Genomic DNA, 13,422 nt, shown 5'->3' on the forward strand with positions numbered 1-13,422 from the left:
GTCAGGGGGGCGCGGCGCCGGTCCGGCCGAGCAGCCCGCCCAGGCGCTGCGTCTGCGGGTGGTTCGGGTGGCTGCGGAGCAGGACGGCGTGGTGCGCTTCCGCCCCCGCCACATCGCCGGCGGCGAGCGCGATCTCGGCCAGGCGGGCCTGCGCCACCGGGTGGTCCGGCACGACGCGGATGGCGGCGCGATAGGCGTTGGCGGCGGGCGCTTCCTCCCCCAGCCGGTCCAGCAGGCGGCCCTGCTGGACCAGCAGCTGGGCCTCCCGCTGCGCGGTGCTTTTCATCTCATGCAGCAGCAGGGTGCAGGCCGCGCCCAGCGCGGCCTCGGTGTCGATCGGCGCGGGGGGGGCTTCCGCCGGTTCGGCGCCCTCCGGTGCGACGGGCATCTCCGCGAAAAGGGACGGGCGGGCAGGGAACCAGCGGCGGCGGGTGGCTTCGTTCACCGCGGCGTAGCGGGCCAGGAAGGCGGCGGCCTCCGCCGGGGCGGGTCGCCAGCCGGGGCCGGGCATCGCATCCGACACCGCGGTCACGAAGCGGCGCCAGGCGGGGGAGGCGGGGGAGAGACCCTCCGGCATCGCGCGCATCGCCTCCCCCATCCGGCGCATCAGGTCGATGGCGGCGGGGGTGACGGAGAGGTTGCTGTAGCGGTCCGGATCGTCGGAGGGGACCACCAGGGGAATCGCGGCCAGAGCGAGGAAATCATCCACCGCATCGCCATTGACCATGCTCGCGCGTTCGAAGATGCGGGGCTCGATCGCGGCATCGCCGAAGATGGCGGCCCAGTTGTCCAGCAGCGCGGCGTAGTCGTAATGCGGCAGGCGGTCGGGGCCATAGGGGGGCAGGCCCGGCGGGCTCATCTGCGCGACGCGCAGCGCCTGGGTGTAGCCGCTGGCGAAATGCGCATCCTGCCGCCGGAGGTAGATCACCACGCGGATACGGCCGGCGAAGGGGGCGACCAGGTCGCGCAGCCGCGCGATGGAATCGCGTGTGGAGAGCAGGCCGGAGCATTGCTCCGCCGAGAGGATGACGAGGCGGGTGTTGTCGGGCAGCGCCGCCATTTCGGCGGCGAATTCGCGGCGGAAGCGGGCGAGCCGCGCCTCCGCCCCCATGCCGTCCCACAGTGCCGGGTTGAAATGGCCAAGCTGGTCCGGCGCCACGAGGGAGGCGGGGAGCATGCCGTGATTGGCCCAGCCGGGGGAGGCGGGATAGCAGACGCCAAGCGCCGTCAGCGCCGCCCGGCGCGCGCCGAGCACGCGCTGGATGGAGGAGGTGCCGGTCTTGGACTGTCCGATGTGCAGGATGAGTTCGGGCTTGCCGGGCTTCTGGGCGGGCGGGTCCCAGTCCGGGGCATTGAAGGGGCGAAGCGGGGGGAGCATCGCGGTCAATACCCGGCCGGGTGTCGCGGGCAGGGGGCGATGGTCATCGCCTCAGAGCGCCTTGCGGAACCAGATGCGGGCATGGCCCGCGGGCATGCCGTCCAGCCGGCCGAATTCCGCATAGCCGTTCTGCAGCCAGAAATCGGGCGCCTGGAAGCTGAAGGTATCCGTATAGGCATGGGCGCAGCCGCGCTCGCGGGCGATGGCTTCGGCCCGCAGCAGCAATTCGGACCCCACGCCCTTGCCGCGCAGGTCGCGCGACAGCCAGAGCCAGTCGATGAACAGCCACCCCCAGAAGGTCAGGCCGAGCAGGCCGCCGCGGGCGGTGCCGTCCGGGGCGCGGGCGAGCAGCGTGACCGGTTCGCGGTCGTAGTTGCCGCCCATCTCCTGGTTGTAGGCATGCAGGCCGCGCTGGATGGCGGCGACGGCATCGAGTTCGGGGAAGGCGTCCTCGCTGATCTCGACGCCGGCGTCGGCTGACATGCCGCGGGGCCTGGGAAAGGGCGGGGGCAGGGGGGCATCCACCGCTTCCGCGATCGCGGCCGCCTTGCGGATGGCGGGCTTGGCCGCGGTGATCCTGGATCGGGTGCCCTTGGCGCCCGTCGCCTTTGCCATGTGCTGCGCTTCCTGGGCGTAGGCCGTGTGTCGATCGAACCGCGGGCAATAGCGGGGGATGCCGGTGGGCGCAAAGCCCGCCGGCTTCATCCGTTTCGCCGGGATTTCAACGGTGCAGCGCCTTCAGCGCGGCGGCCAGCGCGCGCACCTCCTCCGCCGCGACGGAGCGGGGGGCCGATTCGGTCACGCCGAGGCCGCTGGCGAAGGCCTGGGCGATGCCGGTGCGGTTGCCGATGGCGGGCGCCAGCAGGGTCAGGCCGCGGCGGGCGATCTCCGCCTGGATCATGGTGAGCAGCTTGCCGGAGGCGGGGGCGCGGTTGAGCGCGATGGCGGCGGGCCGCTTCTCCCCGCGCGCCAGGTCCAGCGTGGCATCCATGGCCCAGAGATCGGCCGGGGAGGGCTGGAGGGGGACCAGCACCAGGTCGGCGCCGCGGATGGCGATCTTGGCGTCGGTGTCGGCATGGGGGGGCGTGTCGAGCAGCACGAAGTCGTGGCTGCGGCGGAGCTTGTCGAGCGCGGCCGGCACGCGCCAGCCCGCGGGGGCATCGATATCGAGGTGGGTGGCGCGGCGCCCGGCCTTCGCACGCTCCGCCCCCCAGCGGGCGAGGGTCTGCTGCGGGTCTGTGTCCAGCAGCGCGACGCGGGCGCCGCTGCCGGCCAGGGCCGCGGCCAGGTTGGCGGTCAGGGTGGATTTGCCGGCGCCGCCCTTGCGCTGCGCCACCGCCACGATGAAGGCCATGCCTGCGACTCCATGTCCCGGTTCGGGGAAAGCCTAGCAAATCCTGGCGTCGCGGTCGTGCGGCCGCGGGTGTCGCAGACGCTCCGCCCCGGGCGTCGCGGACGCTCGGCCGTGGTGGGCGGGTGGGTGGGGCGCCCCATCCCGGTGGGCGGGGGCGGGATTGTCATGGGCGTGAAGCGCGCCAGCGCCGCCGCAGTTCGCTAGGCTGCCGCGATGGATGAATTGCTGACACAAGATGAGATGGCTCGCGCCGATGCGGCGGCGATCGCCGGTGGCATCCCGGGCCTCACGCTGATGGAGGCCGCGGGGCGGGCGGTGGCGCGGGCGGTGATGCGGCGCTTCCGGCCGGTGCGGACCCTGGTGCTGGCAGGGCCCGGCAATAACGGGGGCGATGGCTATGTCATCGCGCGCCTGCTGGACCAGGCGGGCTGGCCGGTGGCCGTGGCGGCGCTGGCGCCGCCCCGGCCCGGCAGCGATGCCGCGGCCGTCGCGGCGCGCTGGCGCGGGCCGATGGTGGCTTTCTCGGCGGCGGAGGCGGCGCGCGCGGGGCTGGTGGTGGATGCGGTCTTCGGCGCGGGGCTGTCGAAGCCGGTGGCGGGGCTGGCAGCGTCGGTGCTGGGCGCGGTGGCGGCGCCGGTCGTGGCGGTGGATGTGCCCTCCGGCGTCGATGGCGCGACGGGGGCGGTGCGCGGCTTCGCCAGGCCGGCGGCGCTGACCGTGACCTTCTTCCGGCTGAAGCCGGGGCATCTGCTCCATCCCGGGCGCGGCCTGTGCGGAGAGGTGGTGCTGGCCGATATCGGGCTGCCGGCCAGCGTGCTGCCGGGGATCGCGCCGCGCGCCTTCCGCAATGCGCCGGGGCTGTGGCGCCTGCCGCGTCCGGGTGCCGAGGCGCATAAATATGCGCGCGGCCATGTCGCCGTGGTGGCCGGGGCGGGGATGACGGGCGCGGCCAGGCTGGTGGCGCGGGCCGCGCGCCGCGCGGGCGCCGGGCTGCTGACGATGCTGGCGCCGGATGCCGCCACCGCCGCCGTGCTGCGCGCCGGCGACCCGGGCGTGATGGTGAGCGAGGGGGCGCTGGCCGCCCTGCTGGCCGATCCCCGGATCGGCACCTGGGTGGTCGGCCCCGGCCTGCCGCCGGATGGCGCGAGGCGAGCCCTGCTGCGCCAGGTGGTCGATGCCGGGCGGCAGGTGGTCGCCGATGCCGGCGCCCTTCGCGCGGCCGCCGGCGATCCGGCGGCGCTGGCGGGCTGCGCCGTGCTGACGCCCCATGCCGGGGAATTCTCCGCGGTGTTCGGCCCGCCGGGGGAGGACCGGCCCGCCGCCGCCCGGGCGGCCGCCGCGCGCACCGGCGCGGTGGTGGTGCTGAAGGGGGCGGACAGCCTGATCGCCGCGCCGGACGGCCGCATCGCCATCAACGCCAATGCGCCGCCCTGGCTGGCCAGCGGCGGCACGGGCGATGTGCTGGCCGGGATCGTGGCCGGGCTGCTCGCCCAGGGCATGCCCCCCTTCGAGGCCGCCTGCGCCGCCTGCTTCCTGCACGGCGAATGCGCGGCGCGGATCGGGCCGGGGCTGGTGGCGGAGGATATCGCGGACCACCTGCCGCCTGTCCTCGCGGCAAGGTTGCTCGACGCGGCGGGGGCTTCTCGGGCAGAGTGACTGAAACACGCAGAAAGGATCCGTGATGTCGGACCTTGCCGCCCCCGCCGGGCTTTTCGATCGCGCGCTGCGCCGCGTGACCACGCTGTGGCGGGACATGGCCGCCACCGTGACGGGCGGGGAGGAGGATGGCTTCGCCGCGCAGATGCGCGCCTGCCTGGAAGCGCGGGGCGGCGAGGTCTCCGCCCGGTCCCGCGCCGCGAAGCTCGCCCAGGCCTATCTGGCGGCGGATCATGCGGGGCGGGGGGAGTTCCTGCGGGCGCTCGCGGGGTTCGATTCGGATGCCGCGGCGGTGACGGCGGCCTGGAACCGGGTGGCGGCGGCGGCGGATGTGGCGGAACGCGCTTCCGCCAAGGCCGCGCTGCGCCGCGTGCTGGAACCGCCGCGCCAGCGCCTGCTGACGCAGTTCACCACCATCCCGGACGGGGTGAAGTTCCTGGTGGACCTCCGCGCCGACCTGATGGGGCGGATGGAGGGCGAGCCCCTGCTGCAGGCGCTGGAGGGTGATTTCCGCACCCTGCTGGCGGGGTGGTTCGATGTCGGCTTCCTCGAACTGCGCCGCATCGACTGGGCATCGCCCGCCATGCTGCTGGAGAAGCTGGTGGGGTATGAGGCGGTGCACCGCATCCGCACCTGGCGGGACCTCAAGAACCGCCTGGATTCCGACCGCCGCTGCTACGCCTTCTTCCATCCCCGCATGCCGGATGAGCCGCTGATCTTCGTCGAGGTCGCGCTGGTGCAGGGCATGGCCGCCAGCGTGCAGGGCCTGCTGGATGAGAAGGCGCCGGTGCAGGACCCGAAGACGGCCGATACGGCGGTCTTCTATTCCATCAACAACTGCCAGCGCGGGCTGGACGGCATCTCCTTCGGCAATTTCCTCATCAAGCGCGTCGTCGAATTGCTGAGCGCGGAGTTCGGCAACCTCGACTGCTTCGCCACCCTTTCCCCCATCCCCGGCTTCCGGCGGTGGATGGAGGGCAAGCTGGATGCCGGCGATGTGGCGCTGGTGACGGAGGAGGAAGCCACGGCGCTGCGCGCCCTGGTCCCGGGCGACCTCGCCATTGCGGGGCCGGAGGCGGAGGCGCCGAAGCCGGAAACGCCCGCCCAGACGCTCCGCCGCATCCTGGCCCGCCGCCCGCCGGGGCGGGAGGAACCGCTGGGCAAGGCGCTGGAGCCCATCCTGATGCGGGCCTGCGCGCGCTACCTGCTGGCGGAGAGCGGCCGCAGCGCGAAGCGGGCACGCGACCCGGTGGCGCATTTTCACCTGAGCAACGGCGCCCGCGTCGAGCGCCTGAACTGGCGCGCCGATACCTCGGAAAAGGGATTCCGGGAGTCCTTCGGGCTGATGGTGAACTACCGCTACGACCCCGCGAAGATCGAGGACTATCACGAGGAATATGCGGGGGAGGGGCGGCGCGCCGCGTCCTCCGCCATCCGCAAGCTGGCCCGGGGATTCGTGTGAGGGTCTTCGCCGCCGTCTGACCGCCATCGGGGACGGATCCGCCGCCCGGCCCGGGCGCGATGCCGGTCGGTTTCGGCGTGATTTCGCCCAGGCTTCCCCCGGGCTTCGGGACCGAAGCCCTGCCCCTTCGCCAGTCTCCGCCCCGCATCGACGGGGCGGGGGGTGCCGATGGCGGGGCGGTGGTGGCTGTGGGTGGCGCTGGCGGGGCTGGTTGCGGCCGGCCCCTGCCACGCCAGCGGCGTGGACGGGTTTCCGGCGGAGGAGGTGGTGTTCCCCGCGGCGGCCGATGCCGCGCCGGCTGGGCTGGTCCTCCGCCCGCCGGGATGGCTCGCCGGCGATGCCACGGTGGTGCTGGCGCCCTCCGCCGCCTGGCCGCCGGGATTGCGGGATCGGCTGGCGACGGCCCTGGCCGAGGCGGGCGCCGCGGTGGTGGAGGCCACCGCGCCGATGGAGGCGGTCCTGGCGGGGCTGCGGCGGGATGGCGGCATCCTGGTCGTGATCGCCCCCGGGGCGGCGGTGCCGGTGGCGGAGGGGGTGACGGGGGCGATCGCGCTCGATCCCGAAGGGCCCCGGACCCGCCTCGGCGTGGTGCCACCCGCGGCGGAGGCCTGGCCGCTGCGCGCCACCCTGCTGTGCCGGTTGCTGGCGGCCAGCCTGGGGGCGGGGGCACCGCCCTCCTGGCCCGGGCAATGCGCGGCGGGCCTGAGCGCGACGCGCCAGGGGCCTGAGCGCGACGCGCCAGGGGCCTGAGCGCGACGCGCCAGGGGCCTGAGCGCGATGCGCCAGGGGCCTGAGCGCGATGCGCCAGGGGCCTGAGCGCGATGCGCCAGGGGCCTGAGCGCCCCGCGCTGGGCGCGCATCCCGGTGGATTGAGGCCGGCGGAAAGCCCTGCGAGGATCGCGGCAACAACGCCGGGTCCGCCTTGTTCCAGGGAGTGACAACGACAGGGGTGCTGGGGGTGCCGGATTTCCGGCGCATCTGGCTTGTCGGCACCTTCATCTCCATCGCGCGGTGGCTGGAGATGCTGGTCATCGCCGTCATGGTCTATGACCAGACGAAATCGCCCTTCCTCGTGGCCTCCATGACGCTGGTGCGGCTGCTGCCCATGGGGCTGTTCGGCGCGACGCTGGGCGTGGCGGCGGACCGGGTGCAAAGGCGGCATGCGCTGGTGGCGGTGGTCTGCTGCCAGGCGATGGTGGCGGCGGGGCTGGTGGTGGCGTCGCTGCTGGGCCAGCCGCCGGTCTGGCTGCTGGGGCTCGCGGCCTTCATCTCCGGCATCGCCTGGGCCAGCGACAACCCCGTGCGGCGGATGATGCTGGGGGAGATCGTGGGCACGACGCGCATGGCATCGGCCATGTCGCTCGATGTCGTGGCCAACAATGCCAGCCGGGTGGCGGGGCCGGCGCTGGGCGGCGCCCTGCTGGCGGCGCAGGGGCCGATGGCGGCCTTCCTGCTGTCCCTGGTGCTGTATCTGCTGGCCGGCGCCGCCGCGCTGCGCATCCGGCACCGCAGCACGGTGACGCAGCGGCCGCTGTCGGTGATCCGCGACACGCGGGAGAGCTTCGCCCTGGTGCTGCGCCAGCCCGGCATGCGGGGCGTGCTGATCGTGACCATCATCTACAACCTGTTCGGCTGGCCGGCGAATTCGATGGTGCCGGTGATCGGGGCGGGGACGCTGGGGCTGGGGCCGGATGGCGTCGGACTGCTGGCCAGCATGGACGGCGTCGGCGCCTTCATCGGGGCCATGGTGCTGGCGGCGCGGGCGCCGGCGCATTGGTACCGGCCGGTCTATATCGGGGGCTGCGCGCTGTATTGCGGCATGGCCACGGCCTTCGCGCTGGCGCCGGGGGTGGTGCCCGCCGGCCTCGCCCTGGTGGTGATGGGGGCGGGGGGCGCGGGCTTCGCCACCATGCAGGCGACGCTGGTCTATATCGCCATGCCGGCCGAGGAACGCAGCCGGGCGCTCGGCGTGCTGTCGGTCTGCGTCGGGCTCGGGCTGCTGGGTTTTCTCCATCTCGGGCTGATGGCGGATTGGATCGGCGCGCCGGCGGCGACCGCGTTGATGGGGGTGGAGGGCCTGCTGGCTCTGGCGCTCACCTGGCGCTGGTGGCGGGCGCCGCGCTGAGATGCTTCGCTTGCCGCCCCTGAGCCCCTATCTTCGCGACAAGACCCAGAGGAGGCGCCGATGACCGCCGAACGCCCGATCCGCCAGGCGACCCAGGATGCGCTCCAGCGGGATTCGCGCCGGCTGCGCGTGCTGCACCAGCTGGAACGCAAGCTGCTCTGGCTGTCCGCCTGGATGATCCACAACGCCAACCACATCCGCCCGAACCGGGACGGGCTGAAGGTCGGCGGGCACCAGGCCTCCTGCGCCTCCTCCGTCTCGATCCTCGCGGCGCTGTATTTCGAGGTGCTGCGCCCGCAGGACCGCGTGGCGGTGAAGCCCCATGCGGGGCCGGTCTTCCACGCCATCAACTACCTGTTCGGCCGCCAGCAGCGGGAGAAGCTGGCGACCTTGCGGGAATTCGGCGGCATCCAGCCCTACCCGTCCCGGGTGAAGGACGGGGCGGAGGTGGATTTCTCCACGGGGTCGGTCGGGCTCGGCGTGGCGCTGACCACCTTCGGGTCGCTGGTGCAGGATTATGTGCGGCTGCACGGGCTCGGCCGGCCGGAGATCGCGCGCGGGCGGCATGTGGCCGTGGTGGGCGATGCGGAGCTGGATGAGGGCAACATCTACGAGGCCCTGCTGGAGGGCTGGAAGCACGATGTCCGCGATGTCTGGTGGGTGGTGGACTACAACCGCCAGAGCCTGGACAGCGTGGTGCCGGACCGGCTGTTCGGCCGGATCGAGGGCCTGTTCCGCGACATGGGCTGGAACGTCGTCACCCTGAAATACGGGCGGCGCCTGGAAGCGGCCTTCGCGCGGGAGGATGGCGACCATCTGCGCCGCTGGATCGATGACTGCCCCAACAGCCTCTATGCCGCGCTGACCTTCCAGGGCGGCGCCGCCTGGCGCAACGCGCTGCTGACGGATCTCGGCCGGGTGCCGGGGGTGCGGGCGATCATCGACCCGCTGTCGGATGACGAGCTGGCTGCCCTGATGACGAATCTGGGCGGGCACGACATCGAGACGCTGACAGAGGCGTTCCGCGCGCAGGATGCGGCGGGGGACCAGCCGACCTGCTTCATCGCCTACACGATCAAGGGAATGGGCCTGCCCTTCGCCGGGCACAAGGACAACCATGCCGGGCTGATGACGAAGGAGCAGATGGCGGCCTTCAAGACCGCCATGGGCATCCGCGACGGCCATGAATGGGACCGGTTCGAGGGGCTGGACGTGCCGCCAGCGGAGGTCGAGGCCTTCCTGGCCGCGGTCCCCTTCGCGACGCCCATCGCGCCGGAGGGGCGCGCCCTGTCCGCGCCGCTGGTGAAGGTGCCGGCCGCCCTGCCATCGCCCCGCATCCCGCCGGGCCGGATGATGTCCACCCAGGCCGCCTTCGGGGAGATCCTGGCCGAGATCGGCCGCGGCCACGGGGAATTCGCGCCGCTGGCGGAGCGGATCGTCACCACCAGCCCGGATGTGACGGTCTCGACCAATCTCGGCCCCTGGGTGAACCGGCGCGGCATCTTCGACCGGCACCTGAAGAACGACGTGTTCCGCGACGCCAAGCTGGCGTCTGCACAGCGCTGGGGGATGGGGCCGGAGGGCCAGCACATCGAACTCGGCATCGCCGAGCAGAACCTGTTTCTGCTGCTGGGTGCGCTGGGGCTGAGCCATTCGCTGAACGGGGCCAGGCTGCTGCCGATCGGGACTGTCTATGATCCCTTCGTCAATCGCGGCCTCGATGCGCTGATCTATGGCTGCTACCAGGATGCGCGGTTCCTGCTGGTCTCCACGCCGTCGGGCCTGACCCTGGCGCCGGAGGGCGGGCAGCATCAATCCGTGAACACGCCGCTGATCGGCATGGCGCAGGACCGGCTGGTGGCCTTCGAGCCCGCCTATGCCGATGAACTCGCGGTGCTGATGCGCTTCGCCTTCGACCACATGCAGAAGCCCGATGGCAGCGCCGTCTGGCTGCGGCTGTCCACGCGCGCGCTGGCGCAGCCGGAGCGGAAGCTGGATGCGGAGGGCGTGATCGCGGGCGGCTACTGGGTGGTGCCGCCGGCGGAGGGGGCGGAACTCGCGCTGTGCTACCAGGGCCCGGTGGCGCCGGAAGCGCTGGAGGCCTTCGAGGCGGTGCGGGAGGATGTGCCGGGGGCGGGGCTGATGGCCGTCACCTCCCCGGACCGGCTGCACCAGGGGTGGATCGCTTCCCGCAAGGGCGGCGCGCCGGCCGCGGTGGAGCGGCTGCTGGCGCCGCTGGCGCGCGATGCGGCGCTGGTGACGATCCTCGATGGGCATCCCGCGGCGCTGTCCTGGATGGGGGCGGTGCGGGGGCAGCGGGTCGTGCCACTCGGCGTCGATCGCTTCGGCCAGGCGGGGGATATCCCGGACCTCTATGCGGCCTATGGGCTGGGGGCGGATGCCATCCTGGATGCCTGCGCGGCGGCGCTGCTGCACCGATGAGCGGCGATGGGACGAAGCCGGCGCGGCCGGCGGTGGTGCGGCCGATCCCGGCGCCGGTCCGCAAGCCTGCCTCGGCGCCCGTGGCGGCGGCGCCCCGGCCGCCCGCGGTCGCGGGCAATGTGGTCGCGCCCGTGGCGCCGCCGGCGGCGAAGGCCCCTCGGCCCGCGCGGCCGCCGCGCGCCGGCAAGCCGCCCATTCCGCCGACGGCCGAGGATGTGCGGGCCTGCTACCGCATGTTCCTGGGGCGGGAGCCGGAGAATGACGACGTCCTGGAACGTCACCTGGCACAGGTCGCCTCGGCCGGCGACCTGGTGAACCGCTTCCTGCATTCCGACGAATACCGGGCGCGGAGCGGCCCCCGGTCGGAGCCCCGCCTGCCTGCCGACGCGCCTTGCCTCCCGATCGAGACCACGGCCGGCGCGGCGCAGCTGGCGGCCATGCTGGAGCGCACCGGCCGCTACTGGGAGCAGGTGGGGCGGGAGGCGCCGCACTGGTCGGTGCTGACGCAGGATCGCTTCCGCCCCGATGCGATCGGGACGAACCTCGACACCTTCTACGCCACCGGACGCAACGACGCGCAGCTGGTGGAGGGCGTGCTGACCCGACACGGCATCGCGCCCGAAGCGCTGCCGCGGGCTGTCGAGTTCGGCTGCGGCGTGGGGCGCGTGACGCTGGCGCTGGCCCGGCTGTTCGACCGGGTGACGGGCTGCGACATCTCCGCCACGCACCTCGCGCTCGCGGCGGCGCAGGCGGAGGCGCGGATCGTGGACAATGTCGCCTGGCACCGCAGCACGGCAGCCGCCCCGATGCCGCCGGGGCAGGGCTGGGATTTCTGGTTCAGTCGCATCGTGCTGCAGCACAACCCGCCCCCCGTCGCGGCGCATCTGCTGCGCCTGGCCTTCGCCGGGCTGCGGCCGGGGGGGGTGGCGATGGTCCAGATGGCGACGCATCGGGTGGGCTACGCCTTCTCCGTCCGCGACTACCTGGCCGCCGCCGCCGACCCGCCGGCGATGGAGGTGCATATCCTGCCGCAGGCCGCGATCTTCGCCCTGGTGCGGGAGGCGGGGCTGGAGGTGCTGGAGGTGCGGGAGGACACGCATGTGGTCGCCCCCGACACGATCAACTGGCTGAGCAACATGTTCGTGCTGCGCCGTCCGGCGGGGTGATCGGGGAAGGCTGAACGGGGGGTAGCGGGAAGGGGCCGCGGCGCTGTATCCAGCGGCCTGCGCGGGCGTGGTGGAACGGTAGACACGCTGGATTTAGGTTCCAGTGGCGCAAGCCATGGGGGTTCGAGTCCCTCCGCCCGCATGGTCCCCCCATTGCCGCCGCGCCCCCAAGCCGCTAGGGGGGCGGGCTTCCAGCGTGCCGCGCATCCGGGCCACCACTGCCCCGGGGCGCCCTCAGGATAAAGAAGGTCCGAAATGCAGGTCACCGAGCTTCCCGCAGAGGGGCTGAAAAGGGCGTTCCAGGTCGTCGTTCCGGCGGCGAGCCTGGCGGAACGTCGTGACAAGCGGCTGAAGGAACTGGGCGCCGACCTGCGCCTGCCCGGCTTCCGCCCCGGCAAGGTGCCGGCCGCCGTCGTGAAGCAGCGCTACGGCACCGCCGTGGCCGGCGAGGTGCTGGAACAGTCGGTCGACGAATCCATGCGCCAGCTGCTGACGGAGCGCGGCCTGCGCCCGGCGATGCAGCCGAAGGTCGAGCTGGTGAACTACAGCGACGGCGCGGACCTGGAATACAAGATCGACCTGGAGCTGCTGCCCGAGATCCCGATGCCGGACTTCGCCGGCATCGCGCTGGACCGGCAGAAGGCCGTTCCGGGCGACGCGGAGGTGGACGGGTTCCTCGACACGATGCGCTCGCGCCTCGCGACCACCGAGGATGTGGCGGAAGCCCGCCCGGCCGCGAAGGGCGAGGTCCTGGTGTGCGATTTCGAGGGCCGTCTGAAGAACGAGGATGGCAGCCTGGCCGAGCCCTTCCCCGGCGGCACCGCCGCCGATATGCCGATCGAGGTCGCGGGCGATGGCTTCATCCCCGGCTTCACCGAGCAGCTGGAAGGCATGACGCCCGGGGAGAAGAAGGACATCTCCGTCAGCTTCCCCGCGGAATACGGATCGGCCGAGCTGGCGGGCAAGGACGCGGTCTTCGCCATCACGGCCAAGTCGCTCAAGACCAAGGCGCTGCCGGCGGTGGATGATGAGTTCGCCAAGCGCCTGGGGCTGGAGGACGTGGCCGCGCTGCGCAAGACGGTGACGGAGAACCTGCAGCGCGAATACGATTCGCTGGCGCGGATGAAGGTGAAGCGCCAGCTGCTGGACGCGCTGGCGGAGCGGGCGAGCTTCGAGGTGCCGGCCGGCATGGTGGACGGCGAATTCACCCAGATCTGGCAGCGGGTGGAGCAGGATTTGAAGGCCGGCAAGCTCGACGCCGACGACCAGGGCAAGGACGAGGACACGCTGAAGGCCGACTATCGCGCCATCGCGGAGCGCCGCATCCGCCTCGGCCTGCTGCTGAGCGAGATCGGCCGGACCAACAGCATCCAGGTGACGAATGAGGAACTGGGCGCCGCGATGCGCCAGGAAGCCTCCCGCTACCCGGGGCAGGAGAAGCAGGTCATCGAGTTCTTCCAGAAGAATCCGCAGGCGGTCGAGAATCTCCGCGCGCCGATCTTCGAGGAGAAGGTGGTCGATTTCGTGCTGGAACTGGCCAAGGTGACGGAGACGACGATCACCCCGGCGGAACTGACCGCGCAGGCGGCGGAGGCGGCCTGACCGGGCCGGCCCTCCGCATCGGTCGCGGGATGCGCTCCTCGGGGCGCCCCGGGGCATGCCCTGCGGGGCCTTGGGCATGAACGGGGTCGGCGCCTTGGCGGGTGCCGGCCCCGCTTGCGTTGGGCCCGCTTGCGGTGCGGCTGGCGGCATCCCAGGTGGCGCCGCCTGGATGATGCGGGGGAATGGTCGGGGAAATGCAGCAACAGGGGGGCTTTGCGCGTCGCCCTGGTTTCCCCA

10 protein-coding genes and 1 tRNA gene are annotated in these 13,422 nt (G+C 72.9%); 8 read left to right on the top strand and 3 right to left on the bottom strand.

Annotated features, from left to right (window positions below; genetic code table 11):
- Position 1 precedes the first annotated feature (1 nt).
- The 3 genes from BM041_RS15475 to parA form a co-directional block, all read right to left on the bottom strand.
- On the bottom strand, positions 2–1,378 hold the full coding sequence (locus BM041_RS15475; RefSeq protein ID WP_139226079.1) for a tetratricopeptide repeat protein: 1,377 nt from the start codon (positions 1,376–1,378) through the stop codon (positions 2–4).
- A 51-nt stretch (positions 1,379–1,429) separates the two neighbouring features.
- Complete coding sequence (locus BM041_RS15480; RefSeq protein ID WP_175533958.1) at positions 1,430–1,993, bottom strand: GNAT family N-acetyltransferase; 564 nt, start codon at positions 1,991–1,993, stop codon at positions 1,430–1,432.
- 106 nt (positions 1,994–2,099) lie between these two features.
- Complete coding sequence (parA, locus tag BM041_RS15485; protein ID WP_092960770.1) at positions 2,100–2,732, bottom strand: ParA family partition ATPase; 633 nt, start codon at positions 2,730–2,732, stop codon at positions 2,100–2,102.
- Between the two features lie 213 nt (positions 2,733–2,945).
- Here parA and BM041_RS15490 point away from each other — a divergent pair, with 213 nt between their 5' ends.
- The 8 genes from BM041_RS15490 (at position 2,946) to tig (ending at position 13,185) form a co-directional block, all read left to right on the top strand.
- A complete protein-coding gene (locus tag BM041_RS15490; protein WP_245762106.1) occupies positions 2,946–4,388 on the top strand; it encodes an NAD(P)H-hydrate dehydratase in 1,443 nt (480 codons plus the stop codon).
- Between the two features lie 25 nt (positions 4,389–4,413).
- Positions 4,414–5,850, top strand: a complete 1,437-nt coding sequence (locus tag BM041_RS15495; RefSeq protein ID WP_092960771.1) for a malonyl-CoA decarboxylase — start codon at positions 4,414–4,416, stop codon at positions 5,848–5,850.
- Between the two features lie 168 nt (positions 5,851–6,018).
- Positions 6,019–6,600 carry a hypothetical protein gene (locus BM041_RS30620; RefSeq protein WP_175533959.1) on the top strand — a complete coding sequence of 194 codons (582 nt, stop codon included), beginning with the start codon at positions 6,019–6,021 and terminating at the stop codon, positions 6,598–6,600.
- 184 nt (positions 6,601–6,784) lie between these two features.
- A complete protein-coding gene (locus tag BM041_RS15505; protein ID WP_175533960.1) occupies positions 6,785–7,975 on the top strand; it encodes an MFS transporter in 1,191 nt (396 codons plus the stop codon).
- 174 nt (positions 7,976–8,149) lie between these two features.
- Positions 8,150–10,417 (top strand): 1-deoxy-D-xylulose-5-phosphate synthase N-terminal domain-containing protein, encoded by a 2,268-nt coding sequence (locus tag BM041_RS15510; RefSeq protein ID WP_245762116.1) that lies wholly within the window; start codon positions 8,150–8,152, stop codon positions 10,415–10,417.
- On the top strand, positions 10,414–11,583 hold the full coding sequence (locus BM041_RS15515) for a class I SAM-dependent methyltransferase (RefSeq protein ID WP_092960774.1): 1,170 nt from the start codon (positions 10,414–10,416) through the stop codon (positions 11,581–11,583). Before BM041_RS15510 ends, BM041_RS15515 begins: the two co-directional genes overlap by 4 nt.
- 61 nt (positions 11,584–11,644) lie before the next feature.
- A tRNA-Leu gene (locus BM041_RS15520) sits at positions 11,645–11,725 on the top strand.
- A 113-nt stretch (positions 11,726–11,838) separates the two neighbouring features.
- The gene (tig, locus tag BM041_RS15525) at positions 11,839–13,185 is read left to right on the top strand and encodes a trigger factor (RefSeq protein ID WP_092960775.1); all 1,347 of its coding nucleotides are present in this window, start codon (positions 11,839–11,841) and stop codon (positions 13,183–13,185) included.
- Positions 13,186–13,422: the final 237 nt, after the last annotated feature.

It is taken from the genome of Falsiroseomonas stagni DSM 19981 (assembly GCF_900114315.1).
Classification (GTDB): domain Bacteria; phylum Pseudomonadota; class Alphaproteobacteria; order Acetobacterales; family Acetobacteraceae; genus Falsiroseomonas; species Falsiroseomonas stagni.